Here is a 23,678-nt window from a genome sequence, read left to right as displayed (position 1 = left end):
AAACGAAGGATGCGATAGCATCCCGGTTTCCTCGAGGCCCGCTGGCGCGGTTCCGATCTGAGGTGCGTTCCTGCGGTCTGTTGCGGTAGGGCGCCCCTCCGAAGAGGTTGCGCCCGCGAACATCCGGCGAACACTCATCAGTGTTTGCATGCCGCCCCCCGATCCGTCAAGTCCGCAAACTTCGCCAGCATCCGCGAGGCCCAGACGAAGGCCAGCTGCGGCCCACGGTTGTTCTCTGCAACCCGCATGGCTGCTCCGAAGAGCAGTCCAGCGGTTTCTGCAGGCGTCATGCCCGCGCTGGCCGCACCCGCGCGCACCAGGTAAAGACCCTTACGGATCGTCGGCGTGATGGCATCGGTGTGGATTGCGTCCAGGTCACAACCCTGATCGGCCAGCGCCTCCTCGAGCATCCGCCGTTGGACCTCGAGGCAGATCAGCGAAGACCGCAGCACTTTGACCCGGTCATTGCCTGCCAAGTCCGCTTCGTGCAGTTGCTCGTCGATTTTTGCCCGGCACTGCTCTTCGTATTCGATATCATTCATCTTGATTTTCCTTTGTTTTCGGCCCCTTGCCGTGTGGGTTCCAACCGGGACCGCCTTGAAAGAAATGGCGGAGGGTTGGCTGTGAGCAGCCAATTTTGGCTGCGATTTCGTGGGTGGTCTTCCCGGCAGTAAGCAGCCTCTCCACAAGCTCTTGTTCCTGTTGGGAAAATTCGCGTCTTGGGCGACCTGCTGGCGCAGGTGCCCCGGCGTCCTCCATTGGGAAAAGTTTCATCTGTTCAGGCACTTAGAAATTCCTCCTTGGCAGAAAAAAATCTGTGGATGGGGGGAGCACGGGGCTTCTTTCGGACCGCAACCAGACTTTGGACCCGCCCCCGGTGGTGGCGGACCTAATCTCGGCGATCCGGGCGTGCTCCGACCGGGTGGAAGGCCCCCCTAAGGGGGCCCTTCCAACCTACCTGCGGTCCGGACCAGCATTCGCCTGACCCAAAGGTCCGGACCTGAACCGGACCAAGTGCGAGAAACCGATTTCTCTAAGCACCGCAGTAGGTTGTCTCTTTACGGACCGATCCGGACCAGACCGGACCGCAAATCTTGGTCCGAAGCGCCGGACCGGACCGGACCAGACCGGACCAAGGCGCTCGGTCCGGTTCAAATCATGGGGCACCTACCTTCCAGACAAGGCCGTCCTCGTGGCGGATCAACCCAGCCGTCACCAGCTGATCACGGCTCTTCCGCCACATGCGGCGCCTGTTCTCGGGCTCCGCAGATGCGGAGATCACATCAGGCAGAGCGCATGCCTCTGCCCACTGCTCAACGCGGACGCAGAGCGCACCGCCTGAGCGCGTATGCTCCAAAGCATGCTTAGGCTCAGACAAAAGCTCAGAGAGCACCGCGAGGGCCTTCTGCGCCGTCTCCGGGATTGCCGCCTTCGTTCCATCCATCGGCAACGCTGGCTCTACTACGCATGTGGTCACCGGATCGCCGTCTTGGTCTTCCCCGAGTTCGACTTGGCGTAGCCGATACTCGAAGCGATACCCGGTAGGCCCGTCGCGCTGCTTGGTGACTTCTGCCGTGATGGTACCGAAATCATCCCGCGTCAGCTCGATCTCGGTATCCACCGCCGCGCGCAAGGATGAGTGGCCGCGCGCGCCCCGTGCTGCGTCCTTCCCGGTGTGATGGATGAGCATGACATGGGCGCCAGTCGCGGTGCGGATCACGTCGAGGTTTCGGACCAGATCAGCGATGTCCGGCGCCGCGTTCTCATCAAGACCGCCCATCACACGCGCCATCGTGTCGAGGATGATCAGGTCGAAGCGCTCGCCTCCGATTTGCGCGAGATGATCCATGACTTCAGCGAGCGGCTGAGCCTGTGTCTCCCGCCCGGTCAGCGTGATCGGCTGGCACATCAGCCAGAACTGGGGGTCATCGAGGGCAGCCACACGATTGATGAAGTTCCCGCCGCCCTCTGCCGCGAGGTACAGAACCCGGCCCTTTCTCGTGCGCCGGTTGCCCCACGCCATGCCTTTCGAGACATGGTGTGCCACATCGACGGCAAAGAAGCTCTTGCCCACATTGGACGGGCCGTAGACCACCGAGATGGTGGCTCTGTCGAGCCAGCCCTTCACGATGTACTGGCGGTCGAGTTCGGGGGTCACATCGCCGGACCATTGCGCCCGGTTCAAAAGAGTGACGGCGCGAGGCCCAAGTGAGCCGGGCTCCGATAGCGGTCTCACGTTCTTGTTTGTCGCTACCTTCACGCCGCCGCCCTCCCACTCACATAGTCGAGAAAGGCAGCCTGCCGCCCAGGGCGCATCGCCTTGAAGCAGGCAAGGCAATATGCGTCCAGCTCAGCAGGCGAGGCCCAGGTGGCCCACCGGGTCGCATCATCCATCACCCCTAGAAGCGGTGGCAGAGGATGACCTATACCAATCCCAGCTGCAGCTGCGGTCGCGCAGGACGCCTCAGGATCGAGGGACTTGAGCACCATGAAGGCGAGGTGTGCACGCTCTTCGCGGGTGAGACGCGCCGCGAACACCGGCACCAGCCCCCACCAAGCGCTCGAATCCCCCAGAGTGAGGGCATAGCCGAGCGCCTTCACGGTGCTCAGGTGCGCCGGGCGCATCTGTTCGGAGAAGGAGGGGATGCCGCTCATACCGTGATCCCCCAATGCAGTGCGATGATGGGGTGACGCGCCTCTAGAAGAGCGCTATCTTCGGGCTGCAAATGAACGGTTTCCCAGAGACCTTCGACCCCGGTTGCGCCCGCCAGCGCGCCGGGGTTTTCGTTTGCGAGACCAGAACATTCGCGAACAGACTGTACGGGATTTGTACGGAAGCCCGATGCCGCGAGGCGCTCTGTTCCTGCCACGTTCTGCCGGGCGGCGCACAGGCCAAACCCAGCGCCGCCACAAGGCATTTGTTTTTCTTGATTTTTTGGTGACCCCGACAGGACTTGAACCTGTAACCTGCCCCTTAGGAGGGGGCTGCTCTATCCAGTTGAGCCACGGGGCCAGCGCGCTCCGCCTAGCAAATCCCTTGGCGGATGTCTCGCGACGATTGGGAGAACCGGGCATTTTTTGCCCCGGACCGCCAAAGTTCTCCGAGATAGGAAAAATGCGCGACACTTAATCGGGGGCCTGGATCGGTGTTTTCGCCTTGCTTAAGCGCACAGAAAGATCCCCCCGCCAACACTCTGCAGGACCGCCGGCACGGGCCGGAGCAATGCAGGGGATCACAGGATGACTGATATCGCGGGTTCGTCCACCACGACGGATGCCGGCAGGCGCGGGCCGCTCCCATCGCGCGCGATACTCGGCAATCTCCGGCTGGTCGTGAAGCTGCCGCTTCTGGTCACCGGTGTCGCCCTTCTGGCGGCCTGCGTCGTCTCCGCCACCGCCTACGTGGACGCCCGCGCGATCCTTGATGAGCAGGTCTCGCAGCAGCAGGGCAGCCTCGTGAAGACCTACGCCGATGCGATCCACGATGAGCTGACGGAGGTCGACGCGAGCCTTGCCGCGCAGGGCGCCAATCCGACGGTCCTCGCGGCGGCTAGCTCCTTTGCCCTCGCCTGGGGCGCGCTCGAGGGTGACCCGGGGCAGGTGCTGCGGCGGGAGTATATCACCGAGAATCCGAACCCGCCGCAGCGCCGGGATGAACTCACCAGCACGGGGACCGGCTCGCAATACGACTTCATGCACGCCAAGTATCACCCGTACTTCCGCAGCCTGATGAAGGCGCGCGGGCTGCTCGACATCGTGATCGCGGGACGGGACGGGACGGTGCTCTATTCCGCGGCCAAGGAGGAGAGCTTCGGCCTGCCGCTGAGCGGCGGCAGCCTCGCCGCCAGCCCGCTTGCCAATGCCGTGCGGGCGGCCGCGGGGGCCGATGGCCCGCGGTTCGCGGATTTCGACGGCGCCCTGCCCGCCCATCCCGATGCCGCCATGGCCATCGCCCTCTATGACCGGACAGGCGCGCAGGTCGGCACGCTGGCCTATGTCCTGTCGCATCGCTGGATCGACGCACAGCTGCGGGCCAATGGCGCTGTCGGAGACACGGGCGACGCCTATGTCATCGGGCCGGACGGGCGGATGCGCTCGGGCTCTCGCTTTCCACAGGCACCCGCCTGGCTGGAGCCCGCACCCAAACTGGCGGCGGTCGACAGGGCATTCGAGGGGGTTGCGGTCAACCGGATGGAAACCACCGGCCTGCACGGGGCACCTGCGCTGCTGACCGCCCAGGTCATGTCCTTCGGCGACGCCCGCTGGGCCGTCGTGGTCCAACAGGCCGAGGCCGAGCTGATGGCCCCGCTGGAGGCTCTGCGCAGCGCCATGATCCTGCAACTGGCCGGGATGATGGCGGTCATCGCGCTGATCGGCTGGCTTGCCGGGCGGGCGATCTCGCGCCCCTTCAGCCAGTTGGGTGCCCGGCTCACGGGGATGTCTCGTGGCGACTATGCCTCTCCCATCCCCTTCACCGCGCGCGGTGAGGACGTCGGCGACCTTGCCCGCAGCCTCGAGAACCTCTGCGACCGGCTGACCGAGGCCCAGGCAGAGCGCATGACCCGCGATCGGCAGGCCGCCGAGCAGCAGGTCGTCGTGGATCGCCTCAGCGCCGGGATCGCCGAGCTGGCCGCCGGCAACCTCACGGCCGAGATCGCCTCGCCCTTCGCCTCGGAATACGAGGGGCTGCGCCGAGGCTTCAATGACGCGCTGACCCGGCTGAACGAGACGATCACCTCCCTCGTTGGCGCGGCAAGCGAGATCGACAGCAACGCCCGCGAGGTGGAGAACGCCTCCAACGACCTGAGCCAGAAGGCCATCGAACAGGCCGCCAGCCTCGAGGAAACTGCGGCTGCCATCACGGAGCTCTCCGCCTCGGTCAAATCCACCGCCGACTCTGCCAGCGACGCGGACAGGGTCATGGCCCGCGCCCGCGAGGACGCGGAGACCAGCGGCAGGGTCGTCGGCCACGCGATGACCGCCATGGATCAGATCTCGGGCTCGTCCCAGAAGATCACGCAGGTCACCTCGGTGATCGAGGACCTGGCCTTCCAGACCAATCTCCTCGCTCTGAACGCGGGGGTCGAGGCCGCCCGCGCCGGCGAAGCGGGCCGTGGCTTTGCCGTCGTCGCCTCCGAGGTGCGGGCACTGGCGCAGCGGTCGTCGGAGGCTGCCAAGGAGATCAACGCCTTGATCAACGAAAGCGCCGAGAATGTCGTGAACGGGGTCGATCTGGTGGACAAGGCCGGCAAGAGTTTCGAGAGCCTGATCAGCGACTTCGAGAAAGTCTCGGCCTCGGTCTCCTCCATCGCCGCCGCCGCGCGCGAGCAATCCGCCGGGCTCGAGGAGATCAACACCGCCGTCGATCAACTGGATGGCGTGACCCAGAAGAATGCCGCGGTGGCGACGCAGGTGCATGGCACCGGCAAGGTCATGGTCAACGAGGCGGCGAAACTGAACCAGATCGCTGCATCCTTCCGCATCGCCCCCGGGAACACCCCCGTGATCCGGCACGGCGCCCCCAGCCGCATGGCGATGCCCCGGCAGGTGGTCAACGCGCCCCCCGCAGAGAGCCCGGTAGACGAAAGTTGGGCCGAGTTCTGAGAGCGCGCTGGCCGGGTCCCGCCGCTCGGGGCGCCGGGTGCCGCCCCTCGATTCCGTGGTCCGGCGGGCCGGTGGTTGGATTGCAACCTGCGCGGCGCCTGACGGACCACGACGCGAAAGACAGATCGAAGACAGGTGCCAAGGTTTCGGTCGAGCAGGCAGAGGCAGCTGGCGCGGACACCGTGACGGCATCTCAACTCGGCGCGACGCGGCCCGGAACATGGAAAGGCCCAGCGACCACGCGCTTACGGAGTGCGGCCGGCACCGGGGGACAGTTGCCACGGCTTGATCCCTCAAGGCACTTCGCGCTACGAATTGGGTCAATCACACAGGACGCTGCCCGTGACCCGATCCGATACACGCCCGCTCACCCTTCGCGATGTGTCCGAGGCGTCAGGCGTCTCCGAGATGACCGTCAGCCGTGTGCTGCGCAACCGCGGCGATGTCTCTCCTGCCACGCGGGAGAAGGTGCTGCAGGCCGCCAAGCGCCTCGGCTACGTGCCCAACAAGATCGCAGGGGCGCTCGCCAGTCAGCGGGTCAACCTCGTGGCGGTGATCATCCCCTCCATGTCGAACCTCGTCTTTCCCGAGGTGATGACCGGCATCAGCCGCACGCTGGAAGATACCGACCTGCAGCCGGTGGTCGGTGTCACCGACTACGACCAGGCGAAGGAGGAGAAGGTCCTCTACGAGATGCTGTCGTGGCGGCCCTCGGGGGTGATCATCGCGGGGCTCGAACATTCCGACGCCTCCCGCGCCATGATGCAGGCGGCGGGCATCCCCGTGGTCGAGATCATGGACACCGACGGCACGCCGATCGATTCCGCCGTGGGCATCTCGCACCGCCGGGCCGGCCGCGAAATGGCCAAGGCGATCATCGCCGCCGGTCACCGCAAGATAGGCTTCCTCGGCACCAGCCTGGGACGGGATTACCGCGCGCGCAAACGCTACGAAGGTTTCACCCAGGCGCTTGCAAAGGCGGGGGTCGAGGTGGCGGACACGGAATTCTACACCGACGGTTCCGCACTGGCGAAGGGCCGCGAGATGACGCGCAACATGATGGTGCGCCACCCGGACCTGGATTTCCTCTATTATTCCAACGATATGATCGGGGCCGGCGGGCTGCTCTGGATGACCGAGCAGAAATACGACATTCCGAACAAGATCGGCCTCGCCGGGTTCAACGACGTCTCGCTCCTCCAGGGCCTGCCGCGCAAGCTGGCCACGATGGACAGCTGCCGGCAGGAGATTGGCAAGCTCGCGGCGAACATCATCCTCGACCGGCTGGCGGGCAAGGAGACGCCCGAGGGCAAGATCGAGCTGGCGCCCAAGATCAACTACGGCGACACGCTCCGCAAGGTCTGAGGCATGGCGCCGGCCATGCCGATCCTAGACAACTCGCTGGCGCGGCGGGTCTTCCTGCACCGCCACCTGCTCGGCCAGCCGCCGCAGGGGCCGGGCAAGGGCGACGACCTGCTGCAGCTGATCCGCGACCTTGGCTTCGTTCAGGTGGACAGCGTCCAGACCGTGGCCCGGGCCCATCACATGATCCTGCTGGCGCGCCGCCCGGCCTACCGCCCACACCACCTGACCCCGCTGCTGGAACGCGACCGCAGCCTTTTCGAACATTGGACCCACGACGCTGCCATCGTCCCGTCGGAGTTCTATCCTCACTGGCGCCTGCGCTTTGCCCGGGACGCGCAGAAACTGCCCGCGCGCTGGTCCGGCTGGCAGGGCGACGACTACCTGGCAGAGCTCGATCGCATCCTCGCCCATGTCCGGGATCATGGCGAGGTTTGCGCCGCCGACCTCCATGACGATCCCCGGCCCGCGGGGGAGCCCGGCTGGTGGAACTGGCACCCGTCGAAGACGGCGCTGGAATACCTCTGGCGGGCAGGTCAGCTGTCGATTGCGCGCCGGCAGGGCTTCCGCAAGCAATACGACCTGCCCGAACGCGTTCTGCCCGAGGCCGCGCGCCACCCGCACCCCACGGCACAGGAGAGCATCGACTGGCTGAACGCCGCCGCGCTGGACCGGCTGGGCTTTGCCACCAGCGGCGAGATCGCGGCCTTCTGGGCCCATGTCACTCCGGCGGAGGCGGCGGCATGGTGCGCGGACGAACGCGCGGCGGGCCGGCTGGAGGAGGTGAGCCTGCTGTGTGCCGACGGCCGGGCCCGTAAGGTCCTTACCCGTCCCGGCCTTCTGGAAGAGGCCGCCACGCTCGCCCCCGCACCGGGGCGCATCCGCGTGCTCAGCCCCTTCGATCCGGCGCTGCGGGATCGCAACCGGGCGGAACGGCTCTTCGGCTTTGTCTACAGGATCGAGATCTTCGTCCCCGCGCCGAAACGGCAATATGGCTACTACGTCTTTCCTCTGCTGGAGGGCGAACGGCTGATCGGGCGCATCGACATGAAGGTGCAGCGCGAGACGTCGACGCTGGAGGTGGCGCGGCTGTGGCTGGAGCCGGGCGTGCAGGCCTCGAAGGGACGGATGGCGCGGCTGGAGGCGGAACTTGGCCGGGTGGCGCGGTTCGCGGGCTGCGAGGCGATCACCTACGCCCCCGGATGGATCGCGGAGAGCTAGGGCGCGCACCACCCCGCCGACGCCGGGACGTGTCCCGGTCCGGCCCATCATCCGGGCGAGGCCTGAACCCCGTCGCCTGCGTCAGGCGCCCAGGACCGCGACACGATCAGCGAGGTTCAGGCGGCGGCCAGGCGTCTTCCGGACCCTGACTGGAGCCAGCACCCCTGCTGATGCCGGCCCGCAACGGGGCCACGCCGGGGCTCCCCATGCCAGCCCCGGCGCCCGCCTTCACATGCAGGTGCCAGCGGCAGGCTGTCAGAGGCTGGCCTCAGAGACAGGCGGCGACGGCGCGGCCGGTCAGCACCTTCACGAGGTTGGCGCGGTAGGCGGCGGTGCCGTGGAGATCGTTCATCATCCCGTCGGCCTCAACGGTCAGCTCCGCGATCGCTTCGGGGGTGAAGGAGGCGGTCAGCGCCTCTTCCGCCTCGGTCCAGCGGAACACGCCGTCTTCCGAGGCGCCGGTCGCCGCGACCCGCACGCCATCGGCAAATTTCGCGACGAAGACGCCGGTCAGGGCAAAGCGCGAGGCCGGTTGCTCGAACTTGATGTAGGCCGCGGCCTCGGGGATCGGGAAGCGCACGCCGGTGACGATCTCGCCCTCGTCCAGCGCGGTGGTGAAGAGCCCCTCGAAGTAGTCGTCGGCGGGGATCTCGCGGTTGTTGGTCAGGATCACCGCATCGGAGCCGAGCGCCGCCGCCGGGTAGCAGGCCGCGGGATCGTTGTTGGCCAGGCTGCCGCCGATGGTGCCCCGGTTGCGCACCGCCGCATCACCGATGCCGCCTGCCAGCTTGGACAGCGCCGGGTAGGCCTCCGCGGTCTCCCGCGAGACGACGGCATGGGTCGTCGCGCCGCCCACGGTGATCGTGCCATCCGCGATGGTGACGCCCTGCAGTTCCGGGATCGCGGTCAGGCTGACCAGCGTTTCCGGCATGGCGAGACGCTGCTTCATGGTCGGCAGCAGGGTCTGCCCGCCGGAGAGCGGCTGTGCCTCGTCGGATTGCAGGGCCTCGATGGCCTCGGCCAGGGTCGTGGGTTTGACGAAGTCGAAATTGTACATGTCGCGGGTCCGTTGCTGGCCAGAGGGCGCGGGCAGCGGCCCGCCATCGGTCGGCCATACCATCGGGCGGCAGGCGGCTGAATGTCAACAGGTGCGCCCGCAAACCCGCGGCGCAGAGTCGCGACACCCCGCCGGATGGCGGGGCAGGGGGCAGTTCAGGATGCGCGAGGACGGGGCCGAGGCGCATACCGGCCCCTGCAATGGGCGCCGGCGGCGGGAGGCACCTCGGGGCCCGGCGTGGGACGCCAGCATGGCGACCCAGTGTCGGACTAAGGTGTCAGCCTCCCGTATCGGGCTCAGGCCGACCAGGTCAGGCTGTCGAAGGGCTCGCGGAAGGCGAACTTGATCAGGTGCCGCTCGATGATGCCCTTGGCCACGGTCAGCCCTTCGGCCTCCTGCGCGCGGACCGTGATGTTCAGGCCCCCGGCATCGGCGGTCATGTTCGCGGGCCCCGGCGGCAGCGCGGCCTCGGCCCGCTCGGCGTCGTAATCCACGGCCACCTTGTGCGCGAAATGCTTGCACAGCTGCTGCATGTACTTCGAGCCATTGGCGGTCTCGAACTTGGTATGCGCTTCCATCATGGCCGCTCTCCAATTCTTGATTGTTTCACTAGGTTATGACCTTGACCTTCGGTTCGCAACAGATTTACGCAGGCCGGGACCTCAGCCAGCGCGCCGCGCCAGCCAAGAATCCGCAATCCGGAGACAGCCATGTTCACCACCGCCTCGCGCCCCGTCGCGCGTCTGAGCGCGCTTGCAGCCACTCTCGCCACCCTCGCCGCCACCCTCGCCGCCACCCCCGCCCTGGCGCAGGAGGTGACCTTCGACACCGCCGCGGGGCCGATGACGCTGGACGCCAAGCCCGAGACGATCATCGCGCTAGACCTGCCGGCGGTGGACACGCTGACCGCGCTCGGCGTCACGCTGGCGGGCGTTCCGACGCCGCTCTACGTCGACTACCTCTCGGACATCGAGGCCCCCGCTGCGGGCACGCTCTTCGAGCCGAACTACGAGCTGATCGCCGCGACGCAGCCCGACCTGATCATCGCCGGCGGCCGCTCGCAGGCCCAGGTGGAGCCGCTTTCGCAGATCGCACCCACCGCCGACATGACGCTGGGCTTCGACGCGGTGGCCGATGGCCGCGCCCGTCTGGCGACCTATGGCAAGCTGACCGGGACCGAGGCGAAGGCCGCCGAGCTGGACGCCGCCCTGGAGGCGAAGCTGGAGAAGGCCCGCGCCCTCGTCGCGGATCACGGCAATGCGCTGATCCTGATGACCAACGGCCCGAAACTCTCGGTCTACGGCAAGGACAGCCGGTTTGGCTGGATCCACAGCGAACTCGGCTGGCCGCAGGCGGTCGAGGACATCGACGGCTCCAGCCATGGCGAGGCGGTCTCCTTCGAGTACTTGGCCAAGGCCAACCCCGACACGCTGATCGTCGTCGACCGGGCGCAGGCCATCGGCGCGGATGACGCCAATGCCCGCACCACGCTGGACAACGAGCTGGTGCACGGCACCAAGGCGTGGCAATCGGGCCGGGTGATCTTCCTGCCCGCGGCGGACAGCTACATCGCCGGCGGCGGCATCCAGTCGCTGACCCGCACGCTCGACGTGCTGATCGGGGCCCTCGAAACGGCCTCCTGATCTTCCGATGCGGCGGCTGACGCTTCTCCTCGGGCTGGCACTGGTGGCAGTGCTGGCCCTTCTTTCGCTGTTCATCGGGGCGATCCCGCTGGACCCGAGGACGCTGTTCTCGGACCCGGAGGCCGCCCGGCTGATCCTGATCAGCCGCCTGCCGCGCACGCTGGCCGCGATCCTGTCCGGCGGGGCGCTCGCGGTGACCGGACAGGTCATGCAAATCCTCGCCCGCAACCGCTTCATCGAGCCGGTGACCGCAGGCGCGGGCCAGAGTGCGGCGCTCGGCATCCTGCTGGTGACCCTCTTCCTGCCCGGCGCGCCGATCTGGGCCAAGATGGCGATCGCCTCGCTGACCACGCTGGTGGGCAGCATCGGCCTGCTCGCCCTGATCCGCCCCCTGCCCCCGACCCAGCCGCTGCTGGTGCCGCTGGTGGCACTGGTCTACGGCGGGATCATCGGCGCGGTGGTGACCTTCGTGGCCTATCAGGGCGACATGACCCAGTTCATCGGAACATGGCTGTCGGGAGAGCTGTCGGGCGTGCTGCGCGGCCGGTACGAGATGCTCTGGATCGCGGGGCTTTCGGCCGCCGCCACATGGATCATCGCGGACCGGATCACGCTGCTCGGCCTCGGCGCCAGCACGGCGCGCAGCCTTGGCGTGAACGTGGCGCGGATCACCGCGCTTGGCGTGGCGGCGATCTCGGTCGTCACGGCGATGACCGTGGTGACCGTGGGGGCGATCCCCTTCATCGGCCTCGTTATCCCGAACCTCACCGCGCGCCTGCTGGGCGACAACCTGCGCCGCACGCTGCCGGTGTCGGCGCTCTTCGGCGCGGCGCTGGTGCTGGCCGCGGACATCCTCGGCCGGGTGATCCGGATGCCCTTCGAGGTGCCGGTTTCGGCCACCGTGGGCGTGGTGGGCGCGGCGCTCTTCCTCTACCTGCTCTACAGGGAGCCGCGCCATGCTGCGTAAGCGCTTCCTGATCCTCGGCACCCTGCTGGCCCTGTCCGTCGTGGGCTACATGACCCTCGGCGCGGTCGGCTCGTGGAGCTTCCTGATCCCCTTCCGCGCCTCCAAGCTGGCGGCGCTGGCGCTGGTCTCGGTCTGCCTCGCGGTCTCGACCGTGCTGTTCCAGACGATCACCGCGAACCGCATCCTGACGCCCTCGGTCATGGGCTTCGACGCGCTCTATGTCTTCATCCTGACGGCCATCGTCCACAGCTTCGGCGCGGCGGGCTATGCCGCGATCCCGGCGCCGCTGCTCTTCGTGATGAACCTCGTGCTGATGACCGGCATGGGGCTCGTGCTCTTCTCGCTGCTGATCAAGGGCGGGCGCGGGGACATCCTCAAGATGGTGCTGACCGGCATCGTTCTGGGCATCCTGATCCGGGCGCTGACCGGCTTCCTGCAACGGATGATCGACCCATCGGAATTCCAGACGATCCAGAGCGTCTCCTTCGCCCGCTTCACTTACGTCGACAAGCTGAACCTCGCCATGGCGGCCATCGTGGCGCTGCCGGCGCTGGTCATGGCGTGGCGGATGCGGCACCGGCTGGACGTGATCGCCCTCGGCCCGGTGGCGGCCACCGGTCTGGGCGAGGCGCCCCGGCGCGGCCAGCGGCAGGCGCTGGTGCTGATCTGCCTGCTGACCGCCTCGGCCACGGCACTTGCGGGCCCGATGTCCTCGGGCGGGGCGGGTCCGTCCAGCTTCTTCGGCCTGATCGTGGCAGCGCTGGCCCATATGATCACGCCCTCCTACAAGCATTCGGTGCTCCTGCCCTCGGCGGCCATGCTGGCCTGCATCACGCTGATCGGCGGCCAGACGGTGATGGAGCGCGTGCTCCACCTCTCGACCCCGCTCGCCGTGGTGATCGAGGTTCTGGGCGGCATCACCTTCCTTATCCTCCTGCTGAAGAGGCGCATGGCATGATCTCCATCCGCAACGTGAGCCATTCCATCGACCACCACCCGATCCTGCATGATGTCAGCCTCGACATTCCGCGCGGCGGGATCACGGCGCTGATCGGCCCCAACGGGGCGGGCAAGTCGACGCTGCTGTCGCTGGTGGCGCGTCTGGCCACGCTGACCACGGGCGAGATCAGCGTCGACACCCTGAAGATCGGCCAGTGCAAGGACCGCGACCTCGCCAAGGTGCTGGCGATCATGCCGCAGAGCACGCAGGTCTCCTCCCGCCTGACGATCCGGGATCTCGTGGGCTTCGGGCGCTACCCCTGGCATCAGGGCCACCCCGGCCCCGAGGACCGCGAGAAGGTCGAGGAGACCCTCACCCGCTTCGGGCTGGAGCCGCTGGCGCACCGCTTCCTCGACGAGATCTCGGGCGGGCAGAAACAACGCGCCTTCGCCGCCATGGCCTATGCCCAGTCGACGCCCTACCTGCTGCTGGACGAGCCGCTCAACAACCTCGACATCGCCGCCTCGCGGTCGCTCATGCGGCTGCTGCGCGACATGGCCGAGGAGGACGGCAAGACCATCCTGATCGTGCTGCACGACATCAACTACGCCGCCGCCTTCGCGGACCGGCTGGTGGTGATGAAGGAAGGCCGCATCGTCGCCGACGGCAAGCCGGAGAAGGTCGTCTCGGCCAAGCTGCTCTACGATGTCTTCGGCACCGATGCCCCGGTCTGCATGATGGATGAGCGCCCGGTGGTCCTCGTCTGAGATACACGCCGGCTTGACCTCTGGCGGCATGGCAATACTTGACCATTTGTGTCAGCTTATATAGCAGCGCAGTTAACCCGCCAGCCGCGGCGAGTCGCCCCTCGCCTGCCAGCCTCGACATCACATTGCCGGATCCGGCCAGCCGCCTGCCGCCACGGGAGTGACCGTGCGGAATTGCGCTTTGACGGGGACCGGTTCCACGACGCACCCTGTGCAGGCGACCGCCCCGGCGGGCCTGCCGGGTCAGAGGCCCGCGCCAAGCCGCGCGCCGGAGCACATCAAAGGGGGCCATTCATGGCGCGCAACTGGAACACGGAACTTCGGATCGTCCCGGCGGCCCTGCTGGCACTGGGCCTTGGCAGCGCCGCCATGGCGCAGGATGCGGCCCCCAGCGTCAGCACCGACATGCCCGGCATGAGCGCCCCGGCCGCCCCCGCGGATCAGGGCACCGCGCTGCCCGCCGCCAGCGACGAGGCCGCCCCGCAACGCGCCCTGCCCGGCGCCGAGACCCCCGCAGCGGACGCGGCGACGCCCGCGGCCACCACCGAGGCCCCGGCGGAGACCACCGCCGCGCCCGCAGCCGACGGCACTGCCCCCGCAGAGGCCGAGACGCCTACGGCAGACAGCGCCGCACCGGCGGAGGCCGATGCGCCCGTATCCGACCTCGCCGCGACCGAAGCCGCCCCCGACGCGCCCGCCGAAGAGGCCGTGCCGCTCACCGACATCTTCCTCGACGATCCGCAGGCCGCGGTGACCGAGGCCGCAGGCCGTGCGCAGAGCTTCCTCGTCGATGGCGGCCCCTCGATCTGGGCCATTGCCGCGCTCTCGGTCATCACCGTGGCGCTGATCCTGTGGAAGATCTGGCGCTTCTTCATCGCCGGTGCCTGGTCGCGCCGCGCCTCGCGCAAGGCGGTGGAATACTGGGAGGCAGGCCAGACCCGGCAGGCCTATCAGATGGTCGCCAAGCGGCGCGGCCTGCGCTCGCGGCTGACCGCCGCCACCATGCGCGCCAGCCTCGACCTGCCCGAAGACAGCGCCCGCGAGGAAGCCTCGCGCGTGGCCAAGCGCTTGCTGGGTGCCGCCGGCACCGGCCTGCGCCCGCTGGAACTGATCGCGACGATTGCCCCGCTGCTGGGTCTGCTGGGCACGGTTCTGGGCATGATCTCGGCCTTCCAGGCCTTGCAGGAGGCGGGCAACAACGCGGATCCCGCCATGCTCGCAGGCGGTATCTGGGAGGCCCTGCTGACCACTGCCGCCGGTATGGCCGTGGCGATTCCCGCCTCTGCCGCCCTGACGTGGTTCGAAGCCGTGATCGACAGCGTGCGTCAGGACATGGAAGACCTCGCCGCCCGTATCTTCATCGCCGGGCGGGGCAGTAACCTGCCGCGCGAGATGCCCCAGGATTACGCCGCTGAGATGGACGTCGCCGCGCAATGACCCTCTTCTCGGATCCACCCCGGCGTCGCCGCAGGCCCAGCCTGACGCCGATGATCGACGTGGTCTTCCTGCTGCTGGTCTTCTTCATGCTGGCCTCGCGCTTTGGCACGGATCATGTCCTGCCGATGCCGCTGGCCTCGGGCGGGGGCACCGCCTACGAGGGCCCGCCGCGGCTGGTGGACGTGACCCCGGAGGGGCTTCGCCTGAACGGCCAGCCGATGAAGGAGGCCGCGCTGATCGCCGCCATGGCCGAGCTGACCGAGGCCCCGACCGATCCGATCATCCTGCGCGGCCGCGACGGCGCGGACCTGCAATCCATCGTCAGCATCGGCACCGCCCTGCGCGGTGCAGGCTATACAGCGCTGGTGCTGGTCGAATGAGCCTGAATTTCGCCTCCCCGCCCAAGAAGGACCGCGGCGAATCCATCGTGCCGATGATCAACGTGGTCTTCCTGCTGCTGATCTTCTTCCTGATGACCTCGCGCCTCGCCCCGCCGGAGCCGATCGACGTCGCGCCCCCTGTCGCCACCAGTGGCGAGGAGGCCGAGAGCGCCCCGGTGCTTTTCTATTCCGCCGAGGGCGAGATCGCCTTCGAGGACCTGCGTGGCGAGGCAGCGATCGCCGCCATGGCCGCGGCGGCCGGTGCCGCGGGGCCTGACGCCCCCGCGCCGCAGCTGCGTGCCGATCAGGGGGCCGAGGCCACCGCCGTGGCCCGCCTGCTCAAGGACCTCGCCGCGGCGGGGCTCTCCAATGTCTCTCTCGTGATTGCGCCGCAATGATCCGTATCGCCGAACTCCTCGCCTTCGTGGCGCTCGCCGTCGGGGTCCATATCCTCTTCGCGCTCCGGCTCGACACCGAGGACGGCGCCGATGCCGGGGGTCAGGGTGGTGACGCCATGGTGACGCTGGCCGCCGCGACCGCGCAGATGGAAACCATGGTCGAGCAATGGGAGCGCCCGCCCGAGCTGGACACCCCGCAGGACATCGCGCCCGCGCCGGTCGAGACGCCGGTGGCCGAGGCGCCGCGCCTGAACAGCGCCCCGCCCGACCTCGCCCCGGTGCAGAGCGCCGCGATCCAGCTGCCCAGCATGACCGAGGAGCGGCCCGACACCCCCGAGATCGACCTCTCGACCCCGCCGCCGCCGGAACCTGAACCGGAACCCGAACCCGAGATCCAGCAAAGCGAGCTTGCACCGCAGTCCTCCCCCCGTCCGCCGGAGCGCCCCGAGGCCCCGCGCGAACGCCCGCAGCCCAAGCCCGAACCGAAGCGGCAGGCGCAGGTGGCGGAGAAGGCGCAGCAATCCTCCGCCGGCTCCGCGGCGCAGAAATCCGCCGGCAGCGGCGGCTCGGCCTTCGCGGGCAACTCGGGCCGGACCGAGGCCTCGACCATGAGCAAGGCGCAATCCGCCAAGCTGGAGACCGTCTGGGGCGCCAAGATCCGCGCCAAGATCGCCCGCTACAAACGCTTCCCCCGTGGGGTGCGCGGTGGCGGGCGCGTGGTGCTCAGCATCACCGTGACGCCCTCGGGTCAGGTGGCCGGCGCAGGCATCGCGCGGTCCTCGGGCAATGGCGAGCTGGACCGTGCCGCGCTGCAGGCCGTGCAACGCGCGGGCCGGATGCCCGCCGCGCCCAAGGGGCTGACGAATGCGCGGTATTCCTTCGCCCTGCCGATGAGCTTCGACTGACGCACACCTTGGCGATCCCCGTCCAGACACCGGGGTCTCCAATGCGAGAATCCCGCCTGATCCGGGGTCGCAAAACTTTTCCGAAAAAAGTTCGCTTTCCGGCGACGGAAGAACCGGACAACCGCGTATCACTTTTCATAACCGCCCGAACTTCGGAGACAACGGATATGAAAAAGACCCTCATCGCACTGCTCGCCGCCACCACGGTCATGGGCACCGCCCCCCTCGCCATGGCCGCCGGCAACCCCGCTCCCCAGCAGCAATGCCAGGGCAAGTCCTGCGGCAACGCCCAGAACCAGGGCCAGCACAAGGGCCAGCAGGCGCAGAAACCCGGCAACGGCCAGCAACAGCAGGCCCAGAAGCCCGGTGGCAACCAGCAAAAACCCCAGCAGCAGGCGCAACACAATCAGGGACCGCAGCGCGGTGACTCCGCCCGGAGCGCCCCGCGTCCCAGCTCGGCCCAGCTGAAGAAGCTGCCCTCGCCGCCGAAGGGTCAGGAATACCGCATCCTTAATGACCGCGTCGTGCGCGTGGACAGCGATACGCTGGCCGTTGTCGCCGTTGCGGGCCTCGTGACCGCGCTTCTGGCGAACTGATTTCAAGACGACCACCACTCACACGATACCACTCACACTCACGGAATACCGCGCCGGGCCCACTCCCCTGGACCAGCGCGGTGGCGCCCCGCCACTGCCCCCGCAGGCGGGGCGCCTTTTTGTCCATAGGCCTTGATTGTGCAGGAGCGCGACGCGCCTGAGCGCTGCGCGGCGCTCACTTCGGGCCTCGACTCGGGCTTCGACTCGGGCCTCAGATCACCCGGATCACGTCCTTGCCGACCGAGAGCATGTAGCCCCGCCGGGCGATGTTCTTCACCAGCAGCTCGCTCACCAGCTGGTTGCCCAGCGTATCGCGCAGCCGCTTGATCCGCGTCGCCCCGGCGGCCTCCTCGCAGTCGTGCTCGGCCTTGCCGGAGATCATCGCCTCGATCTGCACGCCGGACAGAACCTCGTCATCCATCCGCGCCTCCGCCAGCACCGACAGCGTCTCGATTGCCGCATCGGTCAGCTTGAAGCCGAGGTTGTTGAGATAGACGGTCTTTTCCTCGCGGCTGATCAGGAGCGAGTTCACCTCGATGCCCGCCCTCTCGATCTGGGCCATGCGGCGGTTCAGCGTGACCAGCATGATCAGGAACACCAGCGCCGCCAGCAGCAGCGCCGCGGCAAAGACCAGCAGCACGAAGATCACCATGCGGTAGCTGGTCAGCGTCTCGGCAAAGGCGGTGCCGGACAGCGCGAGGATCTCCAGCAGCTTCACCTCCGCCTGATCGGTGAGGTTGTCGTTCTCGACGAAGATCTGCTCGACCCGGTCATTGAAGGCGTTGGCATCGGGCAGGGTCGCGAAGAGAACCCCAGCGGCGACCATCAGGATCAGCACGATGGCCGCCAGCCCCAAGCCGACGACCCGCGATCCGGCACGCCGCGCGTCAGAAGCGAAGATAGTATTGTCCTGCATCGGCTTTCCTGCGCTCCAGCCCGCTCTCGTCGAAGGTCGAGAGCACATTGAGCAGCGTCCAGCCCGCGGATGCAAGCCGGCCGGCGACCTCCTGCCGGGCCTCGGCAGGCGAACAGCTGCTCACCTGCATGACCCCGTAGTGCAGTTGCAGCGGCCGGTCCCGCTTTGCCTTATAATCGGCGTAGCAGGCGGCCTGTGCCGCAGCGGGCATCAGCGTGAGGGCCAGAAGAAGGCCGGATATGCGCAGGATATGGCTCATGCCGGGAACCATGCGGCCGGCCTGCGCGATATTCAATAACAATAGGGGTTTGAGCCTCTCGTTATCCGATAACAGCCCGCTGTTATTGCCCGATTTCGCCCTCCGGACCGATGTTCGGGTGGCAAGGTCCGACATGGCGAGTCACGCCGGGCCAGCCTCAACGCCCCATCGAAAGGACATCCCATGTTCCGCAAGACCATCACCACCCTGGCCGCCGCCGCAATCGCGCTGACCACCTTCGCCGCCGCCCCCGCAAGCGCCCGGGATGGGGACGACCTCGTGAAGTTCCTCGCAGGCGCCACCGCGCTGGTCGTGATCGGCAATGCCATCAGCGACAGCAAGAAGGACAAGAAGAAGTACACCGAGGCGCACATGCGCCCGAAGCCCAAGCCGCAGTACCGTGATCAGCGCGACTATCGCTGGAACAACCACGACCGCCGCGACGCCTATCGCTACAACAACCGGCGCGATGCCTACCGGCATGACGACCGCCGCGATGAGCGCAGCCGCTACAACCGGCACGACGATCGCCGTCAGGGACAGGTCAGCACCTGCTACACCCGCAACGTCGGCCGGAACGACACCCGCACCTACTGCTCGCAGGGCCGCCGCTGAGCTGCCGCTGACGAACGACCGGTGCAATCGGGGGGCCTTCGGGCCCCCTTCGCCTGTCTGCCCCGGCGCGCTGCGCGGGCCGGATGGCCCGATCAGTGGCCTGTGCCAAGGCCTGTGCGAAGGCTTGTGCAATGGCTTGTGCAAAGGCCGCCGCTGTGGTCATCCCATGGCATGAACACACCAGATTTCTCCTTCGAAGACGCCGCCTGCGCCGCTGGTGCCACCCGCATCGCCGGGGTGGACGAAGTGGGCCGTGGCCCCCTCGCCGGGCCGGTCACCGCCGCCGCCGTCATCCTCGACCCGTCGCGCCTGCCCGAGGGGCTGAACGACTCCAAGAAGCTGACGCCCAAGCGCCGCGAGGCCCTCGCCGCGATTCTGCCCGAGGTGGCGGTGGTCTGCGTCGCCCATGCCAGCGTCGAGGAAATCGACGAGCTGAACATCCTGCGCGCGAGCCACCTCGCCATGGAGCGGGCGGTGGCCGGGCTGCCCGAGGCGCCCGATCACCTGCTGATCGACGGCAACATGATTCCCCGCGGCCTGACGATCCCGGCGACCACCGTCGTGAAGGGCGATGCGCTGTCGCTCTCCATCGCGGCGGCCTCGATCATGGCCAAAATCGCCCGGGACGAGATCATGAGGGATTTGGCGCAACACTTCCCCGGTTATGGCTGGGAGAAGAACGCGGGCTACCCCTCCAAGGCCCACCGCGAGGCCCTCCTAAATCTGGGGATAACCCCGCACCATAGAAGATCCTTCAAGCCGGTCCACAATATCTTGTGTAAAGGGGTTTAGTTAACCCCCTGATTCAAAAAAGAAATTGACCCCGAATCAGGTTTGACTCATTTTTGAGGCATCAAACGAGCGCACCAAAACAGCGCCGATACTGAGGCAGAGAATGATGAAAACCAAGGTGAAGGGGGCGTCCGCGCTCCCGCTGAACTCTATTTTGGCCGGCGATTGCGTGGAGGTGATGAATTCCCTCCCGGAGTGTTCCGTCGACCTGATCTTCGCGGATCCGCCCTATAACCTGCAACTTCGGGGTGACCTTCACCGTCCGGACAATTCCCGCGTCGATGCCGTCGACGACCATTGGGACCAGTTCGACAGCTTCGCGGCCTACGACCAGTTCACCCGCGACTGGCTCAAGGCGGCCCGCCGTCTGCTGAAGCCGAACGGCGCGATCTGGGTCATCGGTTCCTACCACAACATCTTCCGCGTCGGCGCCGCGCTCCAGAACGAGGGCTACTGGATTCTCAACGACGTGGTCTGGCGCAAGTCGAACCCGATGCCAAACTTCCGTGGCAAGCGGTTCACCAATGCCCATGAGACGATGATCTGGGCATCGAAGTCGGAAGGCGCCAAGTACACCTTCAACTACGAGGCGCTGAAATCGCTGAACGAGGGCATCCAGATGCGCTCGGACTGGGTTCTGCCGATCTGCAACGGCGGCGAGCGCCTGAAGGACGCCAACGGCGACAAGGCGCATCCGACGCAGAAGCCCGAGGGCCTGCTGCACCGTGTCCTCGTCGGCTCGACCAACCCCGGTGATGTGGTGCTCGACCCGTTCTTCGGCACCGGCACCACCGGCGCCGTGGCCAAGATGCTGGGCCGCGATTTCATCGGGATCGAGCGCGAGGAAACCTACCGCGAGGTGGCCGAGAAGCGGCTGGCGAACGTGCGCAAGTACGACCGCGAGGCGCTGCAGGTCTCGACCTCCAAACGCGCCGAGCCCCGCGTGCCCTTCGGCCAGCTGGTCGAGCGCGGCATGCTGCGCCCGGGCGAGGAACTCTTCTCGATGAACGGCCGCCACAAGGCCAAGGTGCGCGCCGATGGCACGCTGATCGGGAATGACGTCAAGGGCTCGATCCACCAGGTCGGCGCACAGCTGGAGGGGGCCCCCTCCTGCAACGGCTGGACCTACTGGTGCTTCAAACGCGACGGCAAGGTGGTCCCGATCGACCTCCTGCGCCAGCAGATCCGCGCCGAGATGAACTGAGCCCCGGTTTCAAGAGAGCTTTCCAGAACATAGAGCCGCCTGGTGTCCGCGCGCCCGTCGCGCGTGGACACGCTACCTGTGCCCCGCCTTCGTGGCGGGGCTCTTTTTTGGGGTGTGGGTCTTTCGGGAGGCCGGCTGCGGGTGGCCTCCAAGAATTTTCGAAAATTCTTGGCAAAATTCTTCGAAGAATTTTGGGCGCGGAGCGGCAGTGTCCCGCAACACTCCGGACCGCAGCCCGTGAGGCTGGCGGAGACGGGGGCTCTGCCCCCCGTCCGCCCGTGCCGGACGGACGTCCACCGGAGGTACTTCGGGAAAGATGAAGTGGGGACCTCAGGAGGCCGGGGCGGTGACGGCGACGATGGGCCCCATCTTGCGGCCGAGGTCGTTGCGGTTCAGCTCTGGTGCGTAGATCCGCGAGACATTGCCGTCGAAGTAGAGCGCGTTCGGCAGTTTCAGCAGGTCGCGGAAGACCGAGGCGAACTCGTAGAAGGTCACCACCTCATTCGAGATCACGAAGACCGCGCGGCTGCCGTCGGCGCTGGTGCCAACGCCGTTGCGCACGTAGCGCGAGGTGCCGTCGGGCATGATCCGCGGATGCAGCTCGCCGTTCTGCACCAGCATCGGGCCCGACTGGGTCGCATCGCGGCAGGAGCCGGCGGGCCGGTCCTGGAAGGCCAGCGTCTCGATCACCTCGACCCGGTTCTCGTTGATGCAGAGCACCCCGTTGGGCAGCATGCCGAAGTTGCCCGGCCCCGCGTTGGGGATCACGCGCATCAGCTCCTTGCCGTTCTCGACGTAATGGCCGACCGGCGAGCGGTCCTCGTGGTACATGCCCGCGTTCATGCCGAAGAGCAGCTGCTTGCCCTCCCCGGCGAGCCGGGCCTGAAGCGCGGTGAATTCGCCGTAGGGCGCGCCACCGGCATCGTAGAGGAAGAGCCGCAGGTCGGCGCGGGTCACGTCCACCTCGCAGAGCGTGAAGCTGCGGCCCTGGTAGATCTCGTTGCGGCAGGCGACGGGGGCCTCCTCGGCCCGCGCCGCTGCGGGGGCGGCGAGCGCCGTCAGCGGCAGGGCAAGGCCCAGCAGGGCCCCGGCAAGTCGGCGATGGCGGCGCTGTGTCTTACGAGCGGTCATCGGTGCGGTCGTCATCCCCGAAATCGTCGTCCTGCCCGTCGTCGTCCTGCGCGTCTTCGTCCACGTCGCGGCGCACGTCGTCCTGGTTGAACAGGCGCCGGGTCTCGTCCATCCGGTCGAAGGTCTCGTCGAGGCGGAACCGCAGGTCGGGCGTGAACTTCAGCGCCACCTTCTTGCCGATCATCCGGCGCAGCTCGCTCTTGTTGCGGGCCAGCAGGGACACCGCCTCCTCCTGTCCCTGCCCGCCGAGGGGCAGCACATAGGCGGTGGCGATCTTCAGATCGGGCGAACAGCGGACCTCGCCGACGGTGATGGAGAGGCGGTTCAGCTCCGGGTCATGCACGTCACCACGGGCCAGCACCTCCGAAAGGGCACGGCGGATGACTTCGCCGACGCGAAGCTGACGTTGCGAGGGGCCTGCGCCCATACCGGTATCTTGGTGACGTTTCATGCAACGCATCTAGACTTTCGCCGCCCCTTTGCCAAGCGTGGAGCAACCGGCTAAGCAGGGTCCGGCCCGCGAAAGGGCGAGAAAACGGAGAGTACCATGGCAGAGCTTCCCGGAATCGTGATTACCGGAGCCTCCGGTCGGATGGGCCAGATGCTGGCGCGCACCGTGCTGGACAGCGGCAAGGCCCGGCTCGTTGGCGCGGTCGAGCGCGAGGGCAGTGACTGGATCGGGCAGGATCTGGGCGAGGCGATGGGCGGCGCTGCGCTCGGCGTGACGGTCACCGATGACCCGCTGGAGGCCATGGCCAAGGCGCAGGCGGTGCTGGACTTCACCGCGCCCGCGGCCTCCGTCGCCTTTGCCGAACTGGCCGCGCAGGCCCGCGCCGTCCACGTGATCGGCACCACCGGCTTCGAGCCCGCGGACCTGGAAAAGATCGAGGCCGCCGCCCGTCACGCGGTGATCGTGCGCGCGGGCAACATGAGCCTTGGCGTGAACCTGCTGGTGAAGCTGACCCAGAAGGTCGCCGCCGCGCTGGACGAGGATTTCGACATCGAGGTGATCGAGGCGCACCACAACCGCAAGGTCGATGCGCCCTCGGGCACCGCGCTGATGCTGGGCGAGGCCGCGGCCGAGGGCCGGGGCGTGAAGCTGACCGACGTGAGCGACAGCGGGCGGGACGGGATCACCGGCGCCCGGCGGCGCGGCGACATCGGCTTCTCTGCCATTCGCGGTGGCGATATCGTGGGCGAGCATGACGTGCTCTTCGCCGGGCCCGGCGAGCGGATCGTGCTGCGCCACATGGCGACCGACCGGGCGATCTTTGCCCGCGGCGCGCTCAAGGCCGCGCTCTGGGGACAGGACAAGGGGCCGGGGTCCTACGACATGATGGATGTGCTGGGGCTCTGAACCGCCCTCGCTGGTCTGGCACATTGGTTTGAAAGGCCCCCGCGCGGGGCCTTTCGCGTGTCCGGTCACCGCATGTTTACCGGATCAGGACAGAAACGGCCGGGTGATCCGATCGCGGCGCGGGACC

The 23,678-nt window shown here is 67.5% G+C and carries 25 protein-coding genes and 1 tRNA gene; 16 read left to right on the top strand and 10 right to left on the bottom strand.

The window, feature by feature from the left end:
- Positions 1-137: 137 nt before the first annotated feature.
- From ACX9MO_RS09710 to ACX9MO_RS09695, 4 genes are all read right to left on the bottom strand, one after another.
- Entirely contained in the window at positions 138-542 is a 405-nt protein-coding gene (locus tag ACX9MO_RS09710) for a hypothetical protein (protein WP_462214384.1), read from the bottom strand.
- A 614-nt stretch (positions 543-1,156) separates the two neighbouring features.
- Positions 1,157-2,158, bottom strand: a complete 1,002-nt coding sequence (locus tag ACX9MO_RS09705) for an AAA family ATPase (RefSeq protein WP_462214383.1) — start codon at positions 2,156-2,158, stop codon at positions 1,157-1,159.
- A gap of 98 nt (positions 2,159-2,256) precedes the next feature.
- Positions 2,257-2,655, bottom strand: a complete 399-nt coding sequence (locus ACX9MO_RS09700) for a hypothetical protein (RefSeq protein WP_462214382.1) — start codon at positions 2,653-2,655, stop codon at positions 2,257-2,259.
- Between the two features lie 281 nt (positions 2,656-2,936).
- Positions 2,937-3,013 (bottom strand) — tRNA-Arg (locus tag ACX9MO_RS09695).
- Positions 3,014-3,240: 227 nt separating this feature from the next.
- Between ACX9MO_RS09695 and ACX9MO_RS09690 the strand changes: the two genes are divergently transcribed.
- The 3 genes from ACX9MO_RS09690 (at position 3,241) to ACX9MO_RS09680 (ending at position 8,187) form a co-directional block, all read left to right on the top strand.
- Positions 3,241-5,604, top strand: a complete 2,364-nt coding sequence (locus ACX9MO_RS09690; RefSeq protein WP_462214381.1) for a methyl-accepting chemotaxis protein — start codon at positions 3,241-3,243, stop codon at positions 5,602-5,604.
- Positions 5,605-6,012: 408 nt separating this feature from the next.
- Positions 6,013-6,969, top strand: a complete 957-nt coding sequence (locus ACX9MO_RS09685) for a LacI family DNA-binding transcriptional regulator (RefSeq protein WP_462214380.1) — start codon at positions 6,013-6,015, stop codon at positions 6,967-6,969.
- Positions 6,970-6,984: 15 nt separating this feature from the next.
- Complete coding sequence (locus tag ACX9MO_RS09680) at positions 6,985-8,187, top strand: winged helix-turn-helix domain-containing protein (RefSeq protein ID WP_462214379.1); 1,203 nt, start codon at positions 6,985-6,987, stop codon at positions 8,185-8,187.
- A gap of 268 nt (positions 8,188-8,455) precedes the next feature.
- On the opposite strand, the gene ACX9MO_RS09675 is transcribed toward ACX9MO_RS09680, so the two are convergent.
- Complete coding sequence (locus ACX9MO_RS09675; protein ID WP_462214442.1) at positions 8,456-9,244, bottom strand: FAD binding domain-containing protein; 789 nt, start codon at positions 9,242-9,244, stop codon at positions 8,456-8,458.
- A 296-nt stretch (positions 9,245-9,540) separates the two neighbouring features.
- Positions 9,541-9,822 (bottom strand): DUF2218 domain-containing protein, encoded by a 282-nt coding sequence (locus ACX9MO_RS09670; RefSeq protein ID WP_462214441.1) that lies wholly within the window; start codon positions 9,820-9,822, stop codon positions 9,541-9,543.
- Between the two features lie 132 nt (positions 9,823-9,954).
- Here ACX9MO_RS09670 and ACX9MO_RS09665 point away from each other — a divergent pair, with 132 nt between their 5' ends.
- From ACX9MO_RS09665 to ACX9MO_RS09625, 9 genes are all read left to right on the top strand, one after another.
- Positions 9,955-10,887, top strand: a complete 933-nt coding sequence (locus tag ACX9MO_RS09665; RefSeq protein ID WP_462214378.1) for a siderophore ABC transporter substrate-binding protein — start codon at positions 9,955-9,957, stop codon at positions 10,885-10,887.
- 7 nt (positions 10,888-10,894) lie between these two features.
- Positions 10,895-11,854, top strand: coding sequence for an ABC transporter permease (locus ACX9MO_RS09660; protein WP_462214377.1), 960 nt, complete (start codon positions 10,895-10,897; stop codon positions 11,852-11,854).
- Positions 11,844-12,812 carry an iron chelate uptake ABC transporter family permease subunit gene (locus tag ACX9MO_RS09655; protein WP_222494247.1) on the top strand — a complete coding sequence of 323 codons (969 nt, stop codon included), beginning with the start codon at positions 11,844-11,846 and terminating at the stop codon, positions 12,810-12,812. The genes ACX9MO_RS09660 and ACX9MO_RS09655 overlap by 11 nt, the downstream gene beginning before the upstream one ends.
- Positions 12,809-13,561, top strand: coding sequence for an iron ABC transporter ATP-binding protein (locus tag ACX9MO_RS09650; RefSeq protein ID WP_462214376.1), 753 nt, complete (start codon positions 12,809-12,811; stop codon positions 13,559-13,561). Before ACX9MO_RS09655 ends, ACX9MO_RS09650 begins: the two co-directional genes overlap by 4 nt.
- A gap of 294 nt (positions 13,562-13,855) precedes the next feature.
- Positions 13,856-14,998, top strand: coding sequence for a MotA/TolQ/ExbB proton channel family protein (locus ACX9MO_RS09645; RefSeq protein WP_462214375.1), 1,143 nt, complete (start codon positions 13,856-13,858; stop codon positions 14,996-14,998).
- Entirely contained in the window at positions 14,995-15,378 is a 384-nt protein-coding gene (locus ACX9MO_RS09640) for an ExbD/TolR family protein (protein ID WP_462214374.1), read from the top strand. The genes ACX9MO_RS09645 and ACX9MO_RS09640 overlap by 4 nt, the downstream gene beginning before the upstream one ends.
- Positions 15,375-15,776: an ExbD/TolR family protein gene (locus ACX9MO_RS09635; RefSeq protein ID WP_315900530.1), complete on the top strand. Its 402-nt coding sequence runs from the start codon at positions 15,375-15,377 to the stop codon at positions 15,774-15,776. The genes ACX9MO_RS09640 and ACX9MO_RS09635 overlap by 4 nt, the downstream gene beginning before the upstream one ends.
- On the top strand, positions 15,773-16,681 hold the full coding sequence (locus tag ACX9MO_RS09630; RefSeq protein WP_462214373.1) for an energy transducer TonB family protein: 909 nt from the start codon (positions 15,773-15,775) through the stop codon (positions 16,679-16,681). The genes ACX9MO_RS09635 and ACX9MO_RS09630 overlap by 4 nt, the downstream gene beginning before the upstream one ends.
- 167 nt (positions 16,682-16,848) lie before the next feature.
- Complete coding sequence (locus tag ACX9MO_RS09625) at positions 16,849-17,277, top strand: hypothetical protein (protein WP_462214372.1); 429 nt, start codon at positions 16,849-16,851, stop codon at positions 17,275-17,277.
- A gap of 211 nt (positions 17,278-17,488) precedes the next feature.
- Here ACX9MO_RS09625 and ACX9MO_RS09620 read toward each other — a convergent pair whose 3' ends face one another.
- Entirely contained in the window at positions 17,489-18,193 is a 705-nt protein-coding gene (locus tag ACX9MO_RS09620) for a hypothetical protein (protein ID WP_222494257.1), read from the bottom strand.
- Entirely contained in the window at positions 18,165-18,452 is a 288-nt protein-coding gene (locus tag ACX9MO_RS09615) for a hypothetical protein (protein WP_222494259.1), read from the bottom strand. Before ACX9MO_RS09615 ends, ACX9MO_RS09620 begins: the two co-directional genes overlap by 29 nt.
- A gap of 183 nt (positions 18,453-18,635) precedes the next feature.
- Here ACX9MO_RS09615 and ACX9MO_RS09610 point away from each other — a divergent pair, with 183 nt between their 5' ends.
- From ACX9MO_RS09610 to ACX9MO_RS09600, 3 genes are all read left to right on the top strand, one after another.
- Positions 18,636-19,067, top strand: a complete 432-nt coding sequence (locus tag ACX9MO_RS09610) for a hypothetical protein (RefSeq protein WP_462214371.1) — start codon at positions 18,636-18,638, stop codon at positions 19,065-19,067.
- A gap of 171 nt (positions 19,068-19,238) precedes the next feature.
- Entirely contained in the window at positions 19,239-19,859 is a 621-nt protein-coding gene (locus ACX9MO_RS09605) for a ribonuclease HII (protein WP_462214370.1), read from the top strand.
- Between the two features lie 103 nt (positions 19,860-19,962).
- The gene (locus ACX9MO_RS09600; protein WP_462214369.1) at positions 19,963-21,063 is read left to right on the top strand and encodes a DNA methyltransferase; all 1,101 of its coding nucleotides are present in this window, start codon (positions 19,963-19,965) and stop codon (positions 21,061-21,063) included.
- 330 nt (positions 21,064-21,393) lie between these two features.
- Here the strand turns inward: ACX9MO_RS09600 and ACX9MO_RS09595 are convergent, their stop codons facing one another.
- Both ACX9MO_RS09595 and rbfA read right to left on the bottom strand, forming a co-directional pair.
- A complete protein-coding gene (locus ACX9MO_RS09595; RefSeq protein ID WP_462214368.1) occupies positions 21,394-22,209 on the bottom strand; it encodes a phosphodiester glycosidase family protein in 816 nt (271 codons plus the stop codon).
- Positions 22,181-22,621 carry a 30S ribosome-binding factor RbfA gene (gene rbfA, locus ACX9MO_RS09590; RefSeq protein WP_462214440.1) on the bottom strand — a complete coding sequence of 147 codons (441 nt, stop codon included), beginning with the start codon at positions 22,619-22,621 and terminating at the stop codon, positions 22,181-22,183. Before rbfA ends, ACX9MO_RS09595 begins: the two co-directional genes overlap by 29 nt.
- Before the next feature lie 120 nt (positions 22,622-22,741).
- Here rbfA and dapB point away from each other — a divergent pair, with 120 nt between their 5' ends.
- Positions 22,742-23,551, top strand: a complete 810-nt coding sequence (gene dapB / locus ACX9MO_RS09585; protein WP_222494267.1) for a 4-hydroxy-tetrahydrodipicolinate reductase — start codon at positions 22,742-22,744, stop codon at positions 23,549-23,551.
- Positions 23,552-23,678 lie beyond the last annotated feature (127 nt).

Source organism: Pseudooceanicola profundus, assembly GCF_054919315.1.
This window is presented reverse-complemented; position numbering and strand designations above follow the sequence as displayed.